At 63.7% G+C, this 21,581-nt stretch carries 18 protein-coding genes; 6 read left to right on the top strand and 12 right to left on the bottom strand.

Annotated elements, in window-relative coordinates; translation table 11 throughout:
• Positions 1–66 precede the first annotated feature (66 nt).
• The gene (locus FHS69_RS01645) at positions 67–1,074 is read left to right on the top strand and encodes an acyl-CoA thioester hydrolase/BAAT C-terminal domain-containing protein (protein WP_166776037.1); all 1,008 of its coding nucleotides are present in this window, start codon (positions 67–69) and stop codon (positions 1,072–1,074) included.
• Positions 1,075–1,167: 93 nt separating this feature from the next.
• Here the strand turns inward: FHS69_RS01645 and FHS69_RS01640 are convergent, their stop codons facing one another.
• Positions 1,168–1,527 (bottom strand): endonuclease domain-containing protein, encoded by a 360-nt coding sequence (locus FHS69_RS01640; RefSeq protein ID WP_243844501.1) that lies wholly within the window; start codon positions 1,525–1,527, stop codon positions 1,168–1,170.
• A gap of 101 nt (positions 1,528–1,628) precedes the next feature.
• On the bottom strand, positions 1,629–3,293 hold the full coding sequence (gene recN / locus FHS69_RS01635) for a DNA repair protein RecN (RefSeq protein ID WP_166776032.1): 1,665 nt from the start codon (positions 3,291–3,293) through the stop codon (positions 1,629–1,631).
• A 131-nt stretch (positions 3,294–3,424) separates the two neighbouring features.
• Here recN and FHS69_RS13940 point away from each other — a divergent pair, with 131 nt between their 5' ends.
• Positions 3,425–4,588 (top strand): diguanylate cyclase, encoded by a 1,164-nt coding sequence (locus tag FHS69_RS13940; protein ID WP_166776030.1) that lies wholly within the window; start codon positions 3,425–3,427, stop codon positions 4,586–4,588.
• 3 nt (positions 4,589–4,591) lie between these two features.
• Here FHS69_RS13940 and FHS69_RS01625 read toward each other — a convergent pair whose 3' ends face one another.
• Together FHS69_RS01625 and proB are read right to left on the bottom strand one after the other, a co-directional pair.
• Complete coding sequence (locus FHS69_RS01625; RefSeq protein ID WP_067466221.1) at positions 4,592–5,395, bottom strand: outer membrane protein assembly factor BamD; 804 nt, start codon at positions 5,393–5,395, stop codon at positions 4,592–4,594.
• A gap of 111 nt (positions 5,396–5,506) precedes the next feature.
• The gene (gene proB / locus FHS69_RS01620) at positions 5,507–6,655 is read right to left on the bottom strand and encodes a glutamate 5-kinase (RefSeq protein WP_067466218.1); all 1,149 of its coding nucleotides are present in this window, start codon (positions 6,653–6,655) and stop codon (positions 5,507–5,509) included.
• 203 nt (positions 6,656–6,858) lie between these two features.
• Here proB and FHS69_RS13935 point away from each other — a divergent pair, with 203 nt between their 5' ends.
• Positions 6,859–7,653 (top strand): pyrroline-5-carboxylate reductase family protein, encoded by a 795-nt coding sequence (locus FHS69_RS13935; protein WP_319003064.1) that lies wholly within the window; start codon positions 6,859–6,861, stop codon positions 7,651–7,653.
• A gap of 44 nt (positions 7,654–7,697) precedes the next feature.
• A complete protein-coding gene (locus tag FHS69_RS01610) occupies positions 7,698–8,963 on the top strand; it encodes a glutamate-5-semialdehyde dehydrogenase (RefSeq protein WP_166776025.1) in 1,266 nt (421 codons plus the stop codon).
• A 37-nt stretch (positions 8,964–9,000) separates the two neighbouring features.
• On the opposite strand, the gene FHS69_RS01605 is transcribed toward FHS69_RS01610, so the two are convergent.
• From FHS69_RS01605 to FHS69_RS01590, 4 genes are read right to left on the bottom strand one after another with little or no spacing between them, the layout of a single operon-like run.
• Positions 9,001–9,339 (bottom strand): hypothetical protein, encoded by a 339-nt coding sequence (locus tag FHS69_RS01605; RefSeq protein WP_166776023.1) that lies wholly within the window; start codon positions 9,337–9,339, stop codon positions 9,001–9,003.
• 7 nt (positions 9,340–9,346) lie between these two features.
• Positions 9,347–10,030: a TadE/TadG family type IV pilus assembly protein gene (locus FHS69_RS01600; protein ID WP_243844500.1), complete on the bottom strand. Its 684-nt coding sequence runs from the start codon at positions 10,028–10,030 to the stop codon at positions 9,347–9,349.
• Positions 10,021–10,626: a TadE/TadG family type IV pilus assembly protein gene (locus FHS69_RS01595; RefSeq protein WP_067466202.1), complete on the bottom strand. Its 606-nt coding sequence runs from the start codon at positions 10,624–10,626 to the stop codon at positions 10,021–10,023. The genes FHS69_RS01600 and FHS69_RS01595 overlap by 10 nt, the downstream gene beginning before the upstream one ends.
• Complete coding sequence (locus FHS69_RS01590; RefSeq protein WP_166776021.1) at positions 10,623–12,566, bottom strand: pilus assembly protein; 1,944 nt, start codon at positions 12,564–12,566, stop codon at positions 10,623–10,625. The genes FHS69_RS01595 and FHS69_RS01590 overlap by 4 nt, the downstream gene beginning before the upstream one ends.
• 474 nt (positions 12,567–13,040) lie before the next feature.
• Between FHS69_RS01590 and FHS69_RS01585 the strand changes: the two genes are divergently transcribed.
• Positions 13,041–13,901, top strand: a complete 861-nt coding sequence (locus FHS69_RS01585) for a hypothetical protein (protein ID WP_166776019.1) — start codon at positions 13,041–13,043, stop codon at positions 13,899–13,901.
• 240 nt (positions 13,902–14,141) lie between these two features.
• Here the strand turns inward: FHS69_RS01585 and FHS69_RS01580 are convergent, their stop codons facing one another.
• The gene (locus FHS69_RS01580) at positions 14,142–15,038 is read right to left on the bottom strand and encodes an HNH endonuclease (protein ID WP_166776016.1); all 897 of its coding nucleotides are present in this window, start codon (positions 15,036–15,038) and stop codon (positions 14,142–14,144) included.
• 2 nt (positions 15,039–15,040) lie between these two features.
• A complete protein-coding gene (locus tag FHS69_RS01575) occupies positions 15,041–15,655 on the bottom strand; it encodes a hypothetical protein (protein ID WP_166776013.1) in 615 nt (204 codons plus the stop codon).
• Between the two features lie 793 nt (positions 15,656–16,448).
• On the opposite strand from FHS69_RS01575, the gene FHS69_RS01570 reads away from it, so the two are divergent.
• Positions 16,449–16,862, top strand: a complete 414-nt coding sequence (locus FHS69_RS01570; protein ID WP_166776011.1) for a hypothetical protein — start codon at positions 16,449–16,451, stop codon at positions 16,860–16,862.
• 510 nt (positions 16,863–17,372) lie between these two features.
• On the opposite strand, the gene lepA is transcribed toward FHS69_RS01570, so the two are convergent.
• Positions 17,373–19,208: a translation elongation factor 4 gene (lepA, locus tag FHS69_RS01565; RefSeq protein ID WP_166776009.1), complete on the bottom strand. Its 1,836-nt coding sequence runs from the start codon at positions 19,206–19,208 to the stop codon at positions 17,373–17,375.
• A gap of 116 nt (positions 19,209–19,324) precedes the next feature.
• On the bottom strand, positions 19,325–21,544 hold the full coding sequence (locus tag FHS69_RS01560) for an EAL domain-containing protein (RefSeq protein ID WP_166776006.1): 2,220 nt from the start codon (positions 21,542–21,544) through the stop codon (positions 19,325–19,327).
• Positions 21,545–21,581 lie beyond the last annotated feature (37 nt).

The raw sequence follows: 21,581 nt of genomic DNA, 5'->3' as shown, positions 1-21,581 counted from the left end.
CGCGTATTGCTTGCTCTCGGCTCGAAGCCATTACACATTGGCTTTCGGGGGAACAGGGGAACGGGAATGCGTACACGCGGCAAAGTGGGGATCGGGTGCCTGGTGATCGTGCTGGCGATCGTCGGTATCGGTGCATTCATGTGGTTCAACCGCGAACCCCGCCCGATCGTGGTCGCCGAAGCCGGCACCGGCGGCGAACGCGTGATGCTGGGCGACACGCCGGCCAATTTCTTCCCCGGATCGGGCGACAGACCGCGTCCGGCGATCCTGCTGCTCGGCGGGTCGGAAGGCGGGCTGAAGGAAAGCCGCAACGTCTTCGCGCGCCAGCTGGCTGCGGAAGGCTATTCGGTACTTTACCCCGGCTACACCGCGACTAGCGAGGCGAACCGGGCGTTCGACATGGTCCCGCTCGAAATCTTCGATGCCGCGCTCGACTGGCTCGCCGCGCGTCCCGACATCGCCGCAGGCCCGGTGGCGGTCATCGGCCATTCGAAGGGTGCCGAAGGCGCCTTGCTGCTCGCCAGCCGCGACCAGCGGATCGGCGCGGTGATCGCAGCAATGCCGAGCGACGTGGTATGGCAGGGCTTCTCCTTCGATCCGGTCGACGTCTCGAAGCTGCAATCGTCGTGGAGCGTGGGCGGCAAGCCCGTCCCCTACGTGCGCTACGACATGCCCGCCTGGTACGAATGGATTACCGGGGCAACCATGCTGGGCATGTTCGAGGAGAGCCGTGCTGCGGCGGACGGCAATTCGAGAGCGCTGATCGCGATCGAGGCCATCGACGCGCCGGTGATGCTGGTCTGCGGCGAGCAGGACAATCTCTGGCCGGGCTGCGACATGGGCGGCAACCTGCGCGATCGCGCCAAAACTGCGGGCGCGCCCGAGGTCGAATTGCTGGCATACGAGGATGCCGGCCACTGGGGCTTTGGTCCCGCAAGCGATCTCGACGAGGGCGACAAACGCTATCTGGGACAGATGGGCGGCACCGCCGAGGCCGACATGGCCGCGCGCGCGGATCAGTGGCCCAGGATATTAGCGTTCCTCGACACCAATCTCGGCGAGCGCGAGGACTAGATTGCCTCTGACACTTGGTCGTGATGTGCGATCTGCTTCGCCAGCCGCATCAGTTCATTCGCGGCCTCCGCCTCGATGATGTCGGTCGGCACTCTAAGCCCCCTCTTCTTTAGAGGAGGGGGTTTGGGGGTGGTGTTCGCGACCTTTCGGCCAACGATCCACAGCGTCCTCAAGCACGCATGTCAACTTCTCCAGCACCCCGCCCAGATTGCGCATGACCTGATGATTGGTGAAACGCAGCGTCGTAAACCCGAGGTCCCGACGCATCGCCAGATCGCGATCAGCATCGGCCACGGGATCATGGGTATCGCCGTCCACCTCGATCACCAAGCCCTTTGCGGGACAGAAGAAATCGACGATCCGGTGCCCGATAACCACTTGCCGCCTGAATTTGAAACCGGACAGGCGGCTGCCGCGCAACTCGTTCCACAACCGCCGTTCGGGTTCGGGCATGTCGCGGCGCAATTCTGCGGCTCTGGCTCGAAGCGTCTCAGGCGAGACGCCACCACCCCCAACCCCCTCCTCTAAAGAAGAGGGGGCTTTTGGCGCGGACATCACACCCCCTCCAGCAGCCGGTCCGCCTGCGCCCGCGCCTCGGGGGTGACCTCGGCGCCGCTGAGCATCCGCGCGATCTCTTCCTGGCGGCCGGCCTCGTCGAGCAGGACCACACCGGTCTTGGTCACCGTGCCCTGGCTCGACTTGGCGATCATGTAGTGCGTGCGCCCGCGCGCGGCGACCTGCGGGCTGTGCGTCACTGCGAGCAATTGCCCGTCGGCCGAGAGCCGCGCGAGCCGTTCGCCGATCGCGGAGGCCACCGCGCCGCCGACACCGCGGTCGATCTCGTCGAAAATCACCGTCGCCGCCCCGCCCTGCTCGGCCAGCGCGACCTTGAGCGCGAGGATGAAGCGCGACAGTTCGCCGCCGCTGGCGATCTTCGCGAGCGGCGCGAAATCGGCGCCGGGATTGGTAGCGATGAGGAATTCGACCGTATCCATGCCTGCGGCGCCCCAGCGCTCTTCGGGCAATTGCGTGACTGCAGTGCGGAAACGCGCGGCATCGAGTTTCAGCGGCGCCAGCTCGCCCGCCACCGCCTTGTCGAGCCGCGCGGCGGCGGCCAACCGCGCATCGTGCAGCGCCCCCGCCTCCTTGCGATAGCGCGCGCCCGCATCCTTGGCCGCAGCTTCGAGCGCGTCGAGCTGCGCCTCGCTGCCCTCGATGCTCTCGAGCCGGCTGCGCATGTCGCGCATCAGTTCGGGCAGTTCGTCGACCTCGCAGCGATGCTTGCGTGCCAGCGCGCGAAGTTCGAACAGCCGCGTTTCGGCAGCTTCGAGCGCGGCGGGGTCGTGAACCAGCGCCTCGGCGGCCGCCTCGAGCTTGTCTTCGGCCTCGCCGGCTTCGATTACCGCGCGGTCGAGCGCCGCCAGCGCTTCGGCGAGCAGCGGGTGCTCGGGGGCAATCCGGTCGAGCCGGCGCGCGGCGACGCGCAGCGATGCGAGCGGCGAATCCGAGCCTTCCCACAGGTGCCGCAATTCTTCCAGATCGCCCGACAGCTTCTCGCCCTTCTGCATGTCGGCGCGTGTTTCGGCGAGCCGCGCTTCCTCGCCCGCCTGCGGTTCGAGCGCGGTCAGTTCGGCGAGATGCGCGAGCAGCAGGTCCTGGTCGGCCTTGGCAGTCTCGACCGCGAGCCGTGCCTCGGCCAGCGCATCCTCCGCGCGGCGCCAGCCGGTCCATGCCGCGGCCAGCTTCGCGCCGTCGACGCCGGCAAAGCGATCGAGCAACGCGCGATGGCCGCGCGGGTTGACCAGCCCGCGATCGTCGTGCTGGCCGTGCAGCTCGACGAGGAAGCCCGCGATTTCGCGCAGCAGGCCGACGCTGACCGGCTGGTCGTTGACGAAGGCCTTGCTCTTGCCGTCGGCCCTGAGCTGGCGGCGCACGATCAGCGGCTCGCCATCCTCGATCTCGATGTCGGCATCGTCGAGCCGTTCGGCGAGCGCAAGCGGGAGCGCGGCGAATTCGAAGCTCGCGGTCACGCTGGCCTTGTCCTCGCCGCCGCGGACCAGCCCACTGTCGGCGCGATTGCCCAGCACGAGGCCGAGCGCATCGAGCAGGATCGACTTGCCCGCGCCGGTTTCGCCCGTGAGTACGCCCAGCCCGCGCCCGAAGGTCAGGTCGAGCGCCTCGATCAGCACGATGTTGCGAATGGACAGGCGGGTCAGCATGCGGCCTCCCTCCTAGCCGCTGGCGCAAGGCAAGTCAGCAGGGCTTGCGCGGCAATCGACAAGTGCGAAGCGGCATTGAGAAGAGACGTTGTAAACGCCGAATTAGCAAATGCTGCATTAGTCCGCTCTGCGTGACAGGGAGACGCTTTTTCGCCGGGCTGCTGGGGCCCGATATTCCCGCGCATCTGCGCGACGAATTCACCTTGCTCACCGCCGACCACATGCGCGGCCAGGCACGGCTGCTGTTCATCGGCTTCATACTCAGCCTGCCCATCTGCATCTATGGTGCGAGTCCCGGCGCGGGGCCGGTGATCGCCTACGGCACCCCGCTGCTAGTGCTGGCACTCAGCGTGACCGCGCTGGTGCGCATCCGCCGGCCGATCGACGAGGCCACCGACGTAAGCGAAGCGCGCGCGGTGATCGATTCGGTGTGGCAGATCTGCCTGCTGACCGCCGCGGTGGGGAGCATCTGGTGCATCGCCAGCTGGGCCAGCGCGCCGGTCGGGATACGGCTCTACTACCCCGCCATCATGTCGCTGGGCGCGCTGATTACCGGCTATTGCCTGATGGCGGTGCGCAGCGTCGGAATGACCGTGCTGCTGGTGACGATGGGCCCGGTGGCAATGGTGCTGCTGGGAACCGGCGAGTTGATGGACCGCGTGCTCGCATTGACCATCCTGATCGCGGCGGGGTTTCAGCTGGTGATGATGGTGCGTCACCAGGGCCTGCTGCTCAGCCTCGTCGAGGCGCGGCACCGTTCGGGCGAACTGGCGCGCCGCGACCCGCTGACCGGGCTGGCCAATCGCCGCGCATTGCTCGAATGTTTCGAACGCTTCGCCGCGCGCGGCACGGCGGTGCGGCTGATGGTGGTCGACATCGACCGCTTCAAGACGATCAACGACCGCTTCGGCCACGATGTCGGCGACGCGGTGCTGCAGGCGATCGCGCATCTGCTGCGCACGCACGCCCGGGGCGAAATCTGTGCGGCGCGGCTCGGCGGCGAGGAATTCGCGCTGCTCGCGGGCACCGAGGCGCTCGATCCGGCGATCGCGCTACAACTGCTGGGAGAAATCGCCGCCGCCGATATGCCGCATGGCGAAGCGATCACCGCCAGCATCGGCGTCGCCGAGGCGCGGGTGACGGCAGGCGAGGACTGGACAGCGCTCTACGGCCAGGCCGACCGCGCGCTCTATCGCGCCAAGAACGAGGGCCGTAACCGGGTGCGCGATTCGCGCGATCCCGCCGTGCCGCGGCACGCCTCGCACTCGGCGGCCGCGTGCGTCGGCACCGGTTGAGGATCAGCCCGCGCTGGCGCCCGGGGCGTGCTTCTGCACGAGGTCGTAGGCCTTGTCGTACCACTCGCTGCCCGGATAGTTCGCGCCGAGCACTGCGGCGTATTTCACCGCTTCGGCGGGGATGCCCAGCGCAAGGCTGGTCTCGGTCAGCCGATACAGCGCCTCGGGCGCGTGGCTGGTGGTCTCGTAATTGTCGACCACGTTCTGGAAGCGAATCTGCGCCGCGATCCACTTGCCCGAGCGTTCGTAATGCCGCCCGATCTCCATCTCCTTGCCCGCGAGGTGATCGCGCACGAGGTCGATCTTGAGCCGCGCGTCGGCGGCATAGTCGCTGTTGGGGAAGCGGCGGTTGATCTCGTTAAGCGCGGTCAGCGCCTGGTCGGTGATCTTCTGGTCGCGCTGCACGTCGCTGATCTGCTCGTAATAGCTGAGCGCGATCAGGTAGAAGGCATAGGGCGCGTCCTTGTTGCCCGGGTGGATCTGCAGGAACCGCTGTGATGCGGCGATTGCCTTGTTGTAATCCTTGGCAACGTAATAGCTGAACGAACCCATCAACTGCGCACGGCGCGCCCAGGGCGAATAGGGGTGCTGGCGCTCGACTTCGTCGAACAGCGCGGCAGCCATTTCGGCCTGGCCGTTGTCGAGCCGGCGCTTGGCTTCCCAGTAGAGCGATTCCACGTCGCGCGCGACATAGGCGGTGTCGCGCGGGCCATTGTCGCGCCCGGCGCAGCCGGCAGTGAGGACAGTCGCACCCGCCAGCGCGGCGCCGAGGATGAGCTTGGTTGCGGAACGGGTCTGGGTCGTCATGGGAAGCAGCCTATAGCCAGCGTCCCGATGAACGCCAAGTGAAGTTCGCCGCCCTGTCCCCCGCGCGTCGGCATGCCGCAGCGGCCGCCCCGGCTCGCCCCGTGCGTCCGGTCAGACCTGGCCGACGATTTCCTCGGGCGCATCCCACAGCAGGTGACGGTTCTCGAGCATTACCAAATTGGCGCTGCGGACCACCTCGCCCTTGGTGCGGTAGCCGAGCAATTGTTCGGCCTGCGTGTCGGGGTTGCTGGTCAGCACGCGCAATTCCTCCGACGTGAAGTCGCTTAGCCCGCGGGCGCGTTCGATACCCTTGCTGTCGTAGATGTGCAGCACGTCGCCGCGCGTGAAATCGCCGGTCATCGAGATCACGTCCTCGCGCCGGATCGGGCGATCTCCGCTGAGCGAGGCGGCCAGCGAATCCGAGATCACCAGGCTCCCCGCCATTTGCAGGCGGTTGGCGATCCAGCTGTCCCAGCCCGACAGCGGGTTGGGATGCGGCAGGATCTTGGTCGAACGACGCGAACCGTCGAGCACGCTCGATACCGGGTGGTCGACCTCGCCTTGCGCGATCCATGTGGTGACCCCCGCTTCCTGCGCCATGTTCGCCGCGAGCAGCTTGGTTTCCATCCCACCGGTGCCCAGCGTGCTCTTGCCCTTGGTCGCATCCATATACATGCCGACATCCTCGACCTCGGCGATGAACTTGGCCCCGGGCTCGTCCGGATTGCGATCGTACAGCCCGTCGACCCCGGTAAGGATGACGAAATCGTCCGCCCCGACCATCTGCGCGACCTTGGCCGCCAGCCGGTCGTTGTCGCCGACACGGATTTCCTCGGTGGTGATGGTGTCGTTCTCGTTGACGATCGGCACCACGTTCGATTCGAGCAGGCGATGCACCGTATTGCGCGTGTTGAGGAAGCGCCGGTGGTCTTCGAAATCGCCCAGCGTCAGCAGCACCTGCGCGATATCGAAGCCGAATTCGTGCCCCACCTGCTTGTAGGCGTTTAGCAGCAAGGGCATGCCGCAGGCTGCAGCCGCCTGCTTGTCGGAAACTCCTGCGCTTTCGGGCGTTTCACCGATGATGCGCAAGCCCAGCGCGACCGAGCCCGACGAACACAGGATGACGTTCGTCCCTTCGGCGCGAAGCTGGGCTATATCCTCGAGCAGGCGCTGGAGGAAGCCATAGCGCGGCGTGAGGAGTTCAAGGTTGGCAAGGAGGGCCGAACCGATTTTGACGACAATGTTTCGCTTTTTGGTCATGCTTTCCAAAAGTTGCGGAGGCTTGAAATATCTAGAGCGTAATATAGATAGTGATGGTGCAGCGCACAACCACATTCTGCCGAATATCGGCCAAGCGCTTAAAACATGGTAACTGTCAAAGTAGCAGTCGAGTTCCCGGGCGTCGGGAATTCTGTAGTCAAGTAAGCGGAAGAAATCACAAGAGCATATAGGCTCGGAAACGGATTTTAGTCATTACGAAAACTGTTTGTATTGTCGGATGCGGAAAAATGGGTTCCGCTTTACTTTCGCAATGGGTCGAGGGTCCCGAAGCGATAACCGTGGTCGATCCCGCGGGCAGCGATGTGCCCGATGGGGTCACGCTGGTTGCCGACCGCGGCGACATCGCCGGGCAGCGCTTCGATCTCGTCATCGCGGCGGTCAAGCCGCAGCTGATCGACGATATCCTCGCCGACTATACCGAACATCTCGCACCCGGCGGCTACGTGCTTTCGATTGCCGCGGGCTATTCCGCAGGCCGGCTGTCGACGCTGATGGGCGATGCGCCCGTCATCCGCACCATGCCCAACCTTCCCGCTGCCATCGGCCAGGGTGTCAGCGGCATTTGCCCGGGTCCGCATGCCACGGGCGATCACGTCGCCCATGCCGAGGCCTTCATGCGCCGAGCGGGCGCAACGATCACCGTCGACAGCGAAGAGAAGCTTGACCGCGTCACTGCAGTTGCAGGCTCGGGCCCGGGCTACGTCTTCGAAATCGCACGCGCCTACGCCGAGGCGGCGATGGCGCAGGGCTTCGACGAGGACGAAGCGCGCGACATGGTGCTGGGCACGATCGGCGGTGCGATCGCCATGGCCAGCGAGGCCGGCGCGCCCAGCCTCGAGGAATTGCGCAATTCGGTCACCAGCAAGGGCGGCACGACCGCTGCCGGGCTCAACGCGCTCAATGGCGACGGTGGCCTTTCCACCCGGCTGCATGATACACTGCAGGCCGCATACGACCGGGCGGTCGAGCTGCGCTGATGCCCAGCGCCTCCCGCCCCAACACACGTTAACGGAAGATTTTTATGACCGACCAGACACTTGATCCGCAAATCCATATCCATGAACTGGGCCAGCGCGCGCGGAAGGCGGCGCGTGGCCTGTTGTCGGCCAGTACCGACGCGAAGAACACCGCGCTGCGCGAAGCCGCCAAGGCGCTTCGCAGCCGGACCGGCGAATTGCTGGAGGCCAACGCCGAAGACGTAAAAAGCGTCGAGGGCAGCAAGCCCGAAAGCTTCATCGACCGCCTGCGCCTGACCCAAGACCGGATCGAAGGCATGGCCGGCGCGCTTGAGGAGATCGCCGAACTGCCCGATCCCGTGGGTCGCCAGCTTGCCACGTTCGAGCGCCCCAACGGCCTGACCATCGATCGCGTTGCCGTACCTATCGGCGTGATCGGCATGATCTATGAATCGCGCCCCAATGTCGGTGCGGATGCCTCCGCCCTGTGCCTCAAGTCGGGCAATGCGGTGATCCTGCGCGGTGGCAGCGAAAGCCGCCATTCGACGCGCGTGATCGTCGAATGCATGCGCGCCGGACTGAACGCGGCGGACCTTCCCGAAGATGCGGTACAGACCGTGGGCACCACCGACCGCAATGCCGTCGCCGCATTGCTCAAGGCCGATCAGTTCGTCGACCTCGTGATTCCGCGCGGCGGGCGCGGGCTGGTCGAGCTGGTCCGCGACCAGGCGAGCGTGCCCACGCTGCTCCACCTCGATGGCAATTGCCACAGCTATGTCCATGCGGCAGCCGACCTCGACAAGGCGGTCAAGGTGATCCGCAATGCCAAGCTGCGCCGTACCGGCGTGTGCGGCGCGACCGAAAGCGTGGTGGTCGACCGCGCGGTGGCCGAGGATTTCATACCCAAATTCGCCGACACGATGGGCGCCGATTGCGAACTGCGCGGCGATGCCGATGCAGTGGCTATCGACGATCGGCTCAAGCCCGCTACCGAGGAAGACTGGAATACCGAATATCTCGACCCGATCGCCAGCGTGAAGATCGTCGACGGCCTCGATGAAGGCATCGCCTGGGTCGAAGAGCATTCGAGCCATCATACCGACGCGATCATCACCGAGGATGAAGCCGCCGCGCGCAAGTTCATGACCAGCATCGACAGCGCGATCGTGATGCACAATGCCAGCACGCAGTTCGCCGATGGCGGCGAATTCGGCATGGGCGCGGAAATCGGCATCGCGACGGGCAAGATGCACGCGCGCGGCCCGGTCGGGCTCGAACAGCTGTGCAGCTTCAAGTACCTCGTGCACGGCGACGGACAGACCCGTCCGTAAACGACACGCTGAAAGCGTTTGAGACGGCCAGCCCGGTCTATCGGATCGGGCTGGCCGCTACTTTGTCGGGATCGAGGATTTCCTGCGGTATCGCGACCGGTACATTGCGATATTCGTAAACGGGGATCGCGGAGGCGGCCGTAATGCTCGCGCCGTGCGGCGTCGCAGGCGTATCGGCCGACACCGCCCAGGGCGAGGATGCGCCCGGCGCCGATACAGGCTGCGGATCGCCGCCCCGGCTCAAGATCCGGCGTGCCTGTTCGGTCTGCGCGGCATCCGCCTGCGCAATGTTCGATACGGCACCGCCCTCGCCCAGCATGGCGAGGACCAGCAGCATCACCGTCGCCGCGATCGACAAGGCGAACTTGCTGTTCATCCAGTCCTCAACAGGCGTTGGTGGCCAGTCGCTGGATATTGGAAATATCCTGGTCGTTGCGCTCGCGTACGTTGAAGGCGCTCTCGTAGCGCAGGTCGATCCCGTTGCTGACGATGCTCGGCAGGATCCTGGGCGTGTAGCGATAGGACACTTCGGCGAACATCACCGCGGTGCCTTCGGCGGCGCGGATCCGCGAATTGAGCGATCCCATGCCCAGCGCCAGCGAATTGTCGTTCTTGCCCGTGCCTTCGGCGCCGTAGCGTGGCGACACCGGGAGCGCGCCATAGCAGCGTTGCCAGGTGATCATCTGGCCCGCCCGGCTGCCCGTCTGCTTGTTGGGTTCGAGCGACGACAGGATCACGCGCGCGTCGCGGTGGAAATCGCCCCCGCCGACCAGGTTCGCGCCCGCGAACACTTCATAGATGTCGGCCTCGTCGATCTTGGTCCGCACGCGTCCGGCGTTATCGGCCACGCTGATCGCGACCTGGCTCATCCGCATATGCGCCATCACCAAACTGATGATCTCGAGCCCGCCGAACAGCAGCGTCACGAAGATCGGCAGCGAAATGGCAAACTCGGTCAGCGCGATGCCGCTGCGCGACGCGCGCAGCCGTGCGAGCAGGCCGGTCACGGGGATCGGCCGCCTGAGAGGGAATGGCCGCCGGATAAGAGCGAAATCGGTCATACGCATACGGTCGGCGGCACCTTCTGCACCGCATAGGGCTGGTTGCGGATCGCGCTGGTAGCGGTAATCGCATATTCGGGCGAGACGTCGAGAAAACGATGGATCGGGAACAGCCGCGGCATTGCCAGCTCGACCTTGTAGAACACCACGTCGTCCGCGCCGCCGCGCCCGGTGCGTCCTGCGCCCTCGTCGAAGCTGCCGTTCTCGTTGAGATCGACGAAACAGTCGCCCGCGTCGTAGCGCCCGTTGCGGTTGTTGTCGGAGACCAGCTTTTCGCTGCGGCCGATGCCGGAGAAATCGTAGAAACTGGTCATCGAGATCCGATAGGTCGCATTGCGCGCGACCACGTCGGACCGGGTGCGGATAGCGCAGTCGATCTTCTTCTCCACCGTTTCGCCCGAACAGGAAATGCCCGGCGCCTCGAGCGAGCTGCTGCGCGCGACATCGTTGAGCGCCCCCTGCACCACCGAGCGCAGATAGGCCTGGTAGCCGAGGTCGAGCCCGCCGAAGAGGAAAAGCACCAGCGGCACCAGTACCAGCGCGAATTCGACGATTGCCGCGCCGCGTTGCGCGCGCCGCAGCCGGGCCAGCAGCGCGATCACTGCGTCAGCCTCAGCGCGCCGATCTGGTTGCCGATCTGGCGGAACTTGGCGATCAGCGCGGTGCGGTTGGCGGCCGTGTCGGCCTGCGCCGGGCTGCTCGCGCAGCCGGTCAGGTTCGCGTTGAGCCCGGTGGCGAAGCCGATCACCCAGACCGAAGTGTTGGTGTTCTTGGCCGCGTTGCAGGCCATGCGGAAGCGCTGCTCGTGGCGTGCCACCAGGTTCTTGACCGTGGAATTGTTCGGATCGTCCGACGAACAGCCGCCGCTGCCGCGCACGCGCATATCGTTGCGCTCGAGCCCGTAGGAGCCATAGACGTTGCAATAGGCGGTCTGGTCGCCGTCGGTCATGAAGATCACGTGACGGTTGCAGGGCATGCCGTTGTAGACATCGCAGCTGTCGCCGAACACGCCGCCGGTCGAGATGAACCGCGCGCCCCAGATCATGCCGATGTCGTGATAGGTCCCCCCGACCGTCTGCAGCCCCTTCACATAGCCGTCGAGCGCGCCGCGGTCCCACACCTGCAGCCGCCGCGCCTCGGTCGGGCAGGCCCAGTAACCGGACTCGTAACTGTTGCCCTTTATCCACCCGGTGGTGCTGCTCGCGCCGGCGGTCGAATTGGCAGAGCCGGTGCCCGCATTGCGCTGGTAGATGAGATCGGGGACCATCGCCCGCCAGCGCGTGGCATCGCTGTTGGGCACGAGGTTGATATCGAGGTCATGCGCCCCCGCGGGGATCGCGAGGCTGCTGCCGCCATCGATCGAGGTGACCGTGTCGCGCTCCTCGATGCAGCCGTTCCACACCGCATTGCCGACCCCGCCGCCGGTCACCGCGCCTGCCAGCGCCTGCGCATTGTACGCACCCGCGGTCCGCACCGTCCCCTCCGCCGTGGGCGCGATCGGCATTGCACCGCCCGGCTTGAGATAGTCGCCGATCGCGTATTCGCTGTGGCGATAGGTCCAGCCATTGTGCGCATAGGCGGTGTCGTAGGTGGTTGTCTCGACGATCTTCCACCGCCGGCAGCTGCCGCTCTGCCCGTTGTAATTCCAGTTCTGCGACTTGACGTAACCGCTGCTCGAGGCCGTCCCCTGGTACCTGGTCACCACCTTGGGCGAAGGCGCGCCGGGGTTCGAGGTCACGTCGTTCGCGCCGACATAGCTCTGGCACTGCGACTCGGTGCGCGTGCCGTTGTAGACCTCCCAGTCCGCGCTCGTCGTCGGCGTATTGGCGGTGTAGACCGGCTTGGTCATGTTCGACACGCGCGAAGGCACGGTGACGTTCGCGCGCAGGTTTGCCGGGTCGTCGGCATAGAGCAGCCGCCCGACATTGACCGTGCTCGAATAGGGCACCACGCCATAGCGCAGCCGCAGCCCCTGCGAGGCGAGCTGCGCCTGGATCGGCGCGAGCTCGTCATACAGCGCCATCACCGCGTCCTGCAGCGCCTCGATCTTGCGAGTCCCGTCGACCCGGTCGTTCATCGAACCGGTCACGTCGAGCACCAGCACGATATCGGTGTTGACGAAATTGAGCGAAGCATCGCAGCTCACCGCCACCGGCAGGGTGGAGAAGCCGAACATCTGCATCACCACCGTCGGGATCCTGGCATCGGCGGCGATCCGGATCACCCCCGCCTCGGGCTTGCTCACCGCGGGGTTGAACCGGCTCGCGCCATACAGCCCCTGCGGATAGTTGAAGAAGAAGAACTCGAGCCCCGTCGCGCGCACCGCCTCGGTCAGCTGGTCGTCCTTCATCACCCGCCGCGCGGCAAGGCTCGCGGCGTCGCAGGCGCTCTGCATCTTGGCCTTGGCCATATAGGCGCGGCTCAAGTCGATGCCGCTACCGATCATGATGGTCAGCGGCACCAGCGCCGCACCCACGATGGCCAGCACGTTGCCCCGCTCATTGCGCCGCAGACGTGCCAGCAGACGACACACAGATGCCATCGGACCAAACTTTCGAAATGGGGTTGGACCCGGCGCCCGATGCACCGCCCCCGCCTGACTGTTATCGTGGCCGGGTTAAGATTTGGTAAGCGGGATGTGGGTTTGTTTTTTTGTTTTGCGCACCCGCATCCGCGGGTGCGTCCTCGCTAGACGTGCAGCAAGCTGCACCCGCTGCGGGCGGCCAGTCGGCCTTGCCTCGCCTGCGGCTCGGAACCAGCGCCCGCTTGCTCCATCGTGCCAGATCCGGGCCGGCGGAGGCCCGGCAAGGCCGACCGGCCGCCCGCAGGGGCCCGTAGGAGCGCAGCGACGGAGGAACAGCCCCGAGGATGCACCCGCGGATGCGGGTGCGTAACACAAGGACTCACCAGGGGATGCACCCGCGGATGCGGGTTCGTAACGCAAAAACGCCTTCCTCTCCCCCTCCCCCTCCCCCGGAATTTTCCTACTCGCGCCAAATCTGCTCCACCCTCGCAGATGACCGACCACGACCACGACCCCGATACCGGCCCCACCCAACACCCCCGCACCGCGCGCGGCACGCTGCCCGCCTTCACCCCCGTCCCGCGCGCGAAGGAACGCTCCAACGGGTGGAAGCCGCATGTCCAGCGCGCCTTTATCGAGGCGCTGGCGGATACCGGCAGCGTCGCCAGCGCCTGCCGCGCGGTCGGCCGCGCCGAGGTCGGCGCCTACCTCCTTCGCCGCCACCCCGAGGCCGCCAGCTTCCGCTCCGCCTGGCAGGCCGCGCTCGACCTCGGCATCCAGCGGATCGAGGATGTCGCGATGGACCGCGCCTTGAACGGGGTCGAGGTGCCGGTCTATTCCTATGGCAAGCTCGTCGGCAGCCGCACGGTGCACAACGACCGGCTGCTGATGTTCATGCTGCGCAACCGCGCGCCCGAGCGATTTGCCGAAGGGCGGCCCAAGGGCCCCGACGCGGTGGGCAAGATGGAGCGCGAGCGGCTGAAGAAGCAATGGCGCAAGGAATGGGAGGCCGAGCGCAACGCCGCCGCGGGCGAGGAAGAGGCCGAGACGCTGCGCTCGCTCAACGCCAAGCTCAACGCGGGCTACGAAAACTGGCACGCCCAGCTGAGCCCCCGCACCCGCGCGGCATGGGCGGAGTACAAGCGGCTGGAGGCGCTCGACCGCGCAGAAGGCTACCTCTGCTACGACGACCCCGAACACGAGCTCTACGACGATCCCGACGCGCGGTGGGACGCGGTGGAGGAGGCGATGCCGCTACCGTCGCCCGAGGCGAGCGCGGGCGAGGCGTCGGAGGAGCCTGCCGAAGACACGGGGCCCCGGTGTCGGACGATCAAGGATGCGGGGTGGGATTGACCCCCAACTGTCCGCACACCCTGCGGATCGTTGGGCCCGCACCGGTCTGGCGCTAGACCGCGAGGCGCAGCCGAGTGCAAGCGCGGAGTCGAAGCCGAAGGCGCAGACGGCCAAAGGCCACCTGCAAGCGCGTCGCGGCTTATGCCGCGTAGCCAAGGGGCGCGGATGCGCCCCGCCCGGCGCTTGAGGGCGCAAACAAAAACCCGACGCTCGGAATGACTTCACGGAACCGGGTTGATGCTACGTGTCGAAGCCGTGAAATTCACGATGCCACGACAGGAACTTGGGATGCGGGCGGTAGGACTCGATCTCTGGCGCCTTGAGCTTGCCCGTCGGATTGATGATCGCTTCGACACCTTCGCGGTCATTGACTTTTCGATGCACGATGATCTCCAGATCATCCCTGAAACCAATCAGTCCCCTGTCGAACATCCAATGCGCCGTGCCTGACAGCGCCAGCCCATTGCGCACGCTGTCAGGTCCGCCGTGCTCGACCGGGCGGATATGCGCGGCCTGCGCTTCCAAGCGACCGCCGCCATTGACCAGCTTCCAGCCAGTTACCGCGCAGCGGCCATCATAAGCATGCATCACGGCGCGGCGAAAAGCGCGGTCGCGGAATGGCTTGGAGACAAGCGACTGAACAATGGGCCGCTCGATTTCGAACGGGGTCTGATGGTCGCGAACGCGGTTGTCCTCGACCACTTCGTCATCGCTGCGGGGCAGGAAGTTCTCATCCGGCAGGCCGAGCGATATGATCCGCGCGAAGTCTGAATGCGAAAGCGGGCGGACGGCCGCTTGAGCGCGGCCAGATACCTTGCCTTCTTCATTGAGAACACCGCGCTCAACCTGCTCGCCGTTCAGGATATGCGGAACGGTCGGCTCGAAAGGCAGATAGCTGCCTTGCTCGATGATCGCGCGATAGCGATCAGGCTCTGTCGGGTCAGGAATGATTTCCTCGACCTTCGCCACCGCGAAGAAGCCCTTGGAGTTCGGAATCTTGACCGGTTCGCGATAGACGATCCAGTCGCCGACCATCTGCTGGGCGCGGGTGAGATAGCTCTTCGGAAACTGGTAGTGCACTTCGGGAATGTCGTCGTAAATCGACCCATCCTTGTGCATAAAAACACCGAAGGTCATCCCTAGGACTGCTGGTCATTCGCCGAAAATTCGATCGCCTGCCCCATCGCCAAAAGCTTCGCCCGGTGCTGTTTCATCCGTTCAGAAATCTCGTCAAAGTCTTTTGAGCTTCGTTTGATAAGGCTGACTGCCTTTGAAAAAGGCAGAGACTTTAAGCGAGTATCTAGAGTTTTCTGGCCGTTGCGGACCGCGCACAAGTATTCATATGTGCAACCTACGCTAGTCTCCCATCCATCACAAAATATGACTCGGTCCGCTCTGTCGGTAATGACACTTTCCCAGAACCTGTAAAATTCATTCTGGCTCCAAAGCTGGTTTGGCGACTCAAAACTTCCAGGCTCGATAACATTCAAATTCTTTTCCGACCTAAAGCTCTCCGCAAATCTGATCAGATCCTTGATATTTGGGTCAATCACCTGCCTCTTTCGCAAAAGTCGATAGGTCTGCTCATCATCAGAGAGTGAGATACCCACACTTCTTTCCCAATTAATAAAGCGCGGACCGCCAGTTATCGGACCACTAAGATAGTCATATTTTGCGGCACCTAAAGCCGACCTCATCATTGATGCGATCGCCTCAGTTTGCTGCTCAAAAGTCAATGCAGATGGCTCCGTCATCCCCTCACGCCCTTATACTATTCCCACAATAGATATATACTATAGAAAAGGCCGACGATCCCGACAACTGTTGATCCGAGGAATACCACCTTGAAGCAATAGCTATAGGACCATGCTCGGGCGACACGGCTTTGCGCGTTTTGCCAACGATCGAATGCACCTCGCTCATTACCAACGAGCCGACATTCAGTCGCGATGACACGACTCTCACTCTTGCTCAAAGCGAGCTCTGCATGCTTGATAAGAAAGGAGGTTCGCCGATCAAGCTTGTAGAATACTAAGCTTAGAAGAATGAGGAGAGCCGAAAGAAAGAGAGCACTCAATGGGAAAACATTATCTCCCATTAGAGACGCCCCTATACCGCCTGATAGGGCTCCCGAAAGTAAGAGAAAGAAATTAAATACTGTCATACGTTGAGCGGCATGCAGCTCAAAATACTTGAACGCGTAGTTCAAGGAGTGCGCGTCCAACTCACACTCACAATCGATCTGACTAGTCATGCTCCCCAACCCCAGCTTTAGGAACTAGATTTGAGGCACAAGATGGATCATTCGTACTCCTCTCGCAAGCGATCTCGCTCTTCGATCAGCCGCGCATAGCGTGCACGAAACTCAATCTCTTCCTCTCCAGTAAGGGGACTCCGATCAACAGAAAAGGTAGTGCCACGGATGATATCCAAGATCCTTAGCTCATTCGCAGGGATCGTTGGGAACGTTTGGGACAGAAGCCACAAACCCAAACGGGCTCCGTCCACTGATAGCGACGGCTCGGGTGAAAAATACGAATAAACGACATGCTCATCGCCATTGCCGTCTACGACCGTCAGGATGTTATCAATTTTGACAATTGCGTCGAGCTCGTGAAATCGAAACCGATCTCTGAGCTTCCGTCCGGGATTGAAAGGAAGGTTTGTCCAACGCCTTCTCTCGTCCCACCAGTTCAGAAAGCCATCTCGCAACTGCGGGTACAAATTGCTTCTGCGAGCGTTGGCGGCAATCCTTTCTGCCGTGGATATCCTAAGGTCCGGGCCTCCAAACACGTGCGCCTTCGCATCGGCCCAGAATGGGGAGTAGAAATCTCCGCCCCCTCCAATCTCGCCTGCTTCGCGCCGGACGTCCTCGCGAATGTCTGTCCGCAAAGCCGAACGACGCTTGTTCGGCTCAAGGTACATGAGCTTCAGCAGCTTCCGAAGGTGTATGTTCTCTAACGCCATTTCTTACAACTCGCTTCAAAGCTGAATTGGGTTGTGGAAAATCCTGTTGAAAGCCTGTTTGCCGACCCAATTCATATTTAGAGCAGTTGCTTGACGGGTCTTGCCCCACGAGATCATACACACGAGGTTTCCAGCACGGAAACGACCTCCACCACAACCGCTCAGGTTCGGTGGTTGAAGGGGAGTCAGGCGCCAATCCTGGCTCCCCACTTCAGTCAACTTCCGCGAATCGCATTGCCGTGGTTAATCTGCAAGTGGCGAGATCTAACAATCCACAGCCATTACTTCGTCACATGTGACGCTGGCAGTCCGCCTACTCACCTTTAAACGCAGCACGAACACGACGCGACGTTAGGCAACCTTCGAGCAGCTTCGCTTTCAGACGGATACGGGCCTGAGCTAAAGGCGGTGCCCCTTCACCACCTTCGGTGGTACCCCTCCCCGGTTCGGGGAGGCTATCCCTCGCCCATCCGCATCCTTCGACAGGCTCAGGATTAGCGGAGGTTACTCCTCCCCCATCCGCAGCGCAGCAATAAAGGCTTCCTGCGGGATGCTCACGTTTCCATATTCCCGCATCCGCGCCTTCCCCTTCTTCTGCTTTTCGAGCAGCTTCTTCTTGCGCGTGATGTCGCCGCCATAGCATTTGGCGGTCACGTCTTTGCGCAAAGCGGCGATGGTTTCGCGGGCGATTACCTTGCCGCCAATCGCGGCCTGGATCGGAATCTTGAACAAATGGCGCGGGATCAGGTCCTTCAGGCGCTCGCACATGCCGCGGCCGCGTTCCTCGGCCACGCTGCGGTGGACGATCAGCGATAGCGCGTCGACGGCTTCTGCATTGACGAGGATGTTCATCTTGACGAGGTCGCCCTCGCGCAGGCCGATCTGCTCGTAATCGAAGCTGGCATAGCCGCGGCTGATGCTCTTCAGCCGGTCGTAGAAGTCGAACACCACCTCGTTCAGCGGCAGCTCGTAGCTCACCTGCGCGCGGCCGCCGACATAGGTGAGGTCGGTCTGGATGCCGCGGCGGTCCTGGCACAGCTTGAGGATCGCGCCGAGATATTCGTCGGGCGTGTAGATCACCGCCTTGATCCACGGCTCCTCGATCGTCTCGATGCGGTTGACGTCGGGCCAGTCGGCGGGGTTGTGGATGTCGATCGTCTTGGCGTCCTCGGTCTTCGAATGGCCGAGGTGCACGCGGTAGACGACGGATGGCGCGGTGGTGATGAGGTCGAGATCGTATTCGCGGGAGAGGCGCTCCTGGATGATTTCCAGGTGCAGCAGGCCGAGGAAGCCCGCGCGGAAGCCGAAGCCCAGCGCGGCGGAGCTTTCCATCTCGTAGCTGAAGCTCGCATCGTTCAGCCGCAGCTTGCCGATGCTCTCGCGCAATTTCTCGAAATCGGCGGCGTCGACGGGGAACAGCCCGCAGAACACCACCGGCTGGACTTCCTTGTAGCCCGCCAGCGCTTTCTCCGCCCCGCCCTTCACCGTGGTGATCGTGTCGCCGACGCGCGCCTGTTCGACTTCCTTGATCTGCGCGGTGATGAAGCCGATCTCGCCCGGGCCCAGTTCGGGCAGGTCGGTGCGCTTGGGGGTGAAGCAGCCGACGCGGTCGATCAGGTGCTGCGTGCCGCCCTGCATGAATTTGACGTTGAGGCCCTTCTTGATGACGCCGTCCATCACGCGGACGAGGATGACCACGCCGAGATAGGGGTCGTACCAGCTGTCGACCAGCATCGCCTTGAGCGGTGCATCGCGGTCGCCCGTGGGGGCGGGGATGCGCCGGACCAGCGCCTCGAGCGTGTCCTCGATGCCGATGCCCGACTTGGCGCTGGTGAGGACCGCGCCGCCCTCTTCCCACGCGCCGGTCGCCTCGATGCCGACGATTTCCTCGATCTCCTCGGCGACCCGTTCGGGTTCGGCGGCGGGGAGGTCGATCTTGTTGATCACGGGGACGATCTCGTGGTCGTGCTCGATCGACTGGTAGACATTGGCGAGCGTCTGCGCCTCGACGCCCTGCGCCGCGTCGACCACCAGCAGCGCGCCTTCGCAGGCGGCGAGGCTGCGCGAGACTTCATAGGCGAAGTCGACATGGCCGGGCGTGTCCATGAGGTTGAGCTCATAGGTCTCGCCGTCGCGCGCGGTGTAGTTGAGGCGCACGGTCTGCGCCTTGATGGTGATGCCGCGTTCCTTCTCGATGTCCATGTTATCAAGGACTTGCTCGGACATCTCGCGGTCGGTCAGCCCCCCGCAATGCTGGATCAGCCGGTCGGCGAGGGTCGACTTGCCATGGTCGATATGGGCAATGATGCTGAAATTGCGGATTTTCGAGAGATCGGTCATAAAAACTGCTTAAGCGAAAATGATGGCACACAGAATGCCTTGCGCGCGCCTTAGCTGCGCGCGGCAATCTCGCCAAGCGTGCTGTGCGGTGTGATGATGCGAAGCGGAATTGCGCTTCAGTACGCGGTGCCGGGCTTTGGTCCGCCGACTTCGACTTCGACGAATTTGCGCTTCAACGCATCGTTCACCGCATCACCCGCGATCAGCGCGTAGGGATCCTGCGGCAAAGCGGCGAGCGGGCGGCCGGCGGCCTCGATCTGGTAGGGCGAAACACGATGGCGGGTGCACAGACCATCGGCGCCGTCGCTGATCAGGGGAGTTTCGAATTCGACCCCCTGCACCGCCCCGCGCGACCGCCGTACGGTGGCGACCGCCAATTGGCCGTTCCCGAGGTCGAGCACCACTTGCGTACCCGGTGGCACGTCCATCACGCCCTCGATCATCGCGCCGGTCTTCGACAGGTTGCGCATCACCACGCGGTAGCGGCTATCTTCGTGGATCAGCCCGACCCGGCGGAACACGGTCTTGCGCGCAGCGCGGTGCTTGGCGGGCCCGCGCGGCTCATATTTCAATTGCTTCTTCTCGAGACGCTGGAGCAGCTCCTCGTTGGGCACGGCGCGCGAGAAGATATGCCCCTGCACCAATGTGGCGCCGCGCTCGGTAACGAGGTCGAGTTCGTCTTCGGATTCGACACCCTCGGCGACGGTCTCCATGTCCAGTGCAGCGGCCAGGCTGACGATCGCCTGCATGATCGCCGCATTGTTGTTGTCGGGCTCGGTGGCACCGCGCACGAAGCTCTGGTCGATCTTGATCTTGTCGAACGGCGCGGTGCGCAGATAGCTGAGCGAGCTGTAACCCGTACCGAAATCGTCGAGCGCCAGTTTTACCCCGATCGCCTTGAGATCTTCGAACACCCTCTGCGTGCCGCCATTGTCGCCGAGGAAGACGCTTTCGGTAATTTCCAGCTCGAGCCGTTCGGGCGGCAGGCCGCTCTGCTTGAGTGCGCGGCTGACGATCTGCGGGAAATCGTCCTGGGTGAACTGAACCGCCGAAACGTTTACCGCAACGCGCAGATCCACCGGCCAAGCCCGCGCCTCGCGACACACTTCGTGCAATGCCCATTCGCCCATCGCTTTGATCACGCCGATTTCTTCGGCGATAGGAATGAACACGTCGGGCCGGATGTCCCCACGGTCGGGGTGGTGCCAGCGCATCAGGGCTTCACAACTGCGTACCAGCCGCGTCTTGGTACAGACGACCGGCTGATAATGCATGACCAGCTGCCCCTTGTCGATCGCATCGCGCAAGTCCTGCTCGATCTGCCGACGCAACTTCGCCCCATCGGCGAGATCGCTCGAATAGAACCGATACTGTCCGCGCCCCCCGCCATTGGCGGCTTGGACGGCGAGTTCGGCCGCAGTGACCAGCGCGTCGGCATCGAGACCGTCATAGGGCGCGACCGCGACCCCCACCGTGGTCCCGATTATCGCGCGCGAACCTTCGACCGAATAGGGCTGCGAGAGCAGCTGAATGACCCTCTGCGCAAGATCGCCCAGCGTGCCGCGATCGTCCGTGTCGGGCAGGACGATCTGGAAAGCGTTACCACCCCGACGAGCAATTTCGGCCTTGCCGCCGGCAATCCGTTCGAGGCGAGCTGCCGCCTGCTTGAGCAGTTCATCGCCTGCCGCATGACCGAGCGTTTCATTGATGTGCTTGAACCGGTCGAGATTGATGATCAGAAGGGCACAGGATCGCTTGGTATTGCGATAGGCCTTGAGCATCTCCGTCAGCCGAAGATTGGCGCGCTGGCTGTTCGGCAGGCCCGTCACTGGATCGAATTGCGCGAGCCGTTCGGCATCGCGCTGGCTTTCGCGCGCCTCGGTAATGTCCTTCGCACTTCCGCGATAGCCGACGAATTCGTCATGGGCGTCGAATTGCGGCTTGCCGGCGATTTCCCACCAGACCTCGCGTCCTTCGATAGCCAAGCGCACGTTGAGCTGGCTGATCGAATTGCGCGCGCGCAGGAGGAAGGTCAGCGGGCGTTCGGGACGATCGGGATCATCGGCCTGTTCGGCAATGAACAATTCACCCAGTGACTTGCCGATCGCCTCCCCCGTTTCCCAGCCAAGCTCGCGTTCGGCATTGGGAGAGAGGTAGATGAGCCGGCCTTCCGAATCCGTCGCCCAGAACCAGCCCAGGCCCGCCGCTTCGAAGCTGTCCAGCAATTCGACCCGACGCGCGATATCGGATGCTCCGATGGGGCGCAGGACAGACCCGTCCGCAGTACCGCTGCGTTCAGTCCGCCCTCGCCCTGCGCGCGAGAAAAACCCTGCCATGGTGAATTCGGCTCCCGAATGATGAGGACGCGACGCA

Origin of the sequence: Qipengyuania flava (assembly GCF_011762005.1) — a bacterium.
GTDB classification, from domain to species: domain Bacteria; phylum Pseudomonadota; class Alphaproteobacteria; order Sphingomonadales; family Sphingomonadaceae; genus Qipengyuania; species Qipengyuania flava.
The sequence above is the reverse complement of the archived record's forward strand: the minus strand, read 5'-3'. Positions and strand labels throughout refer to the sequence as shown.

Excerpts from the sequence above, each read along its gene's own strand:
- FHS69_RS01645 (WP_166776037.1), top strand. The coding sequence starts at position 67 with ATGCGTACACGCGGCAAAGTGGGGATCGGGTGCCTGGTGATCGTGCTG.
- FHS69_RS01640 (WP_243844501.1), bottom strand. The coding sequence starts at position 1,527 with ATGCCCGAACCCGAACGGCGGTTGTGGAACGAGTTGCGCGGCAGCCGC.
- recN (WP_166776032.1), bottom strand. The coding sequence starts at position 3,293 with ATGCTGACCCGCCTGTCCATTCGCAACATCGTGCTGATCGAGGCGCTC.
- FHS69_RS01625 (WP_067466221.1), bottom strand. The coding sequence starts at position 5,395 with ATGACGACCCAGACCCGTTCCGCAACCAAGCTCATCCTCGGCGCCGCG.
- proB (WP_067466218.1), bottom strand. The coding sequence starts at position 6,655 with ATGACCAAAAAGCGAAACATTGTCGTCAAAATCGGTTCGGCCCTCCTT.
- FHS69_RS01610 (WP_166776025.1), top strand. The coding sequence starts at position 7,698 with ATGACCGACCAGACACTTGATCCGCAAATCCATATCCATGAACTGGGC.
- FHS69_RS01605 (WP_166776023.1), bottom strand. The coding sequence starts at position 9,339 with ATGAACAGCAAGTTCGCCTTGTCGATCGCGGCGACGGTGATGCTGCTG.
- FHS69_RS01600 (WP_243844500.1), bottom strand. The coding sequence starts at position 10,030 with ATGCGTATGACCGATTTCGCTCTTATCCGGCGGCCATTCCCTCTCAGG.
- FHS69_RS01590 (WP_166776021.1), bottom strand. The coding sequence starts at position 12,566 with ATGGCATCTGTGTGTCGTCTGCTGGCACGTCTGCGGCGCAATGAGCGG.
- FHS69_RS01585 (WP_166776019.1), top strand. The coding sequence starts at position 13,041 with ATGACCGACCACGACCACGACCCCGATACCGGCCCCACCCAACACCCC.
- FHS69_RS01580 (WP_166776016.1), bottom strand. The coding sequence starts at position 15,038 with ATGACCTTCGGTGTTTTTATGCACAAGGATGGGTCGATTTACGACGAC.
- FHS69_RS01575 (WP_166776013.1), bottom strand. The coding sequence starts at position 15,655 with ATGACGGAGCCATCTGCATTGACTTTTGAGCAGCAAACTGAGGCGATC.
- FHS69_RS01570 (WP_166776011.1), top strand. The coding sequence starts at position 16,449 with ATGCTCATCGCCATTGCCGTCTACGACCGTCAGGATGTTATCAATTTT.
- lepA (WP_166776009.1), bottom strand. The coding sequence starts at position 19,208 with ATGACCGATCTCTCGAAAATCCGCAATTTCAGCATCATTGCCCATATC.
- FHS69_RS01560 (WP_166776006.1), bottom strand. The coding sequence starts at position 21,544 with ATGGCAGGGTTTTTCTCGCGCGCAGGGCGAGGGCGGACTGAACGCAGC.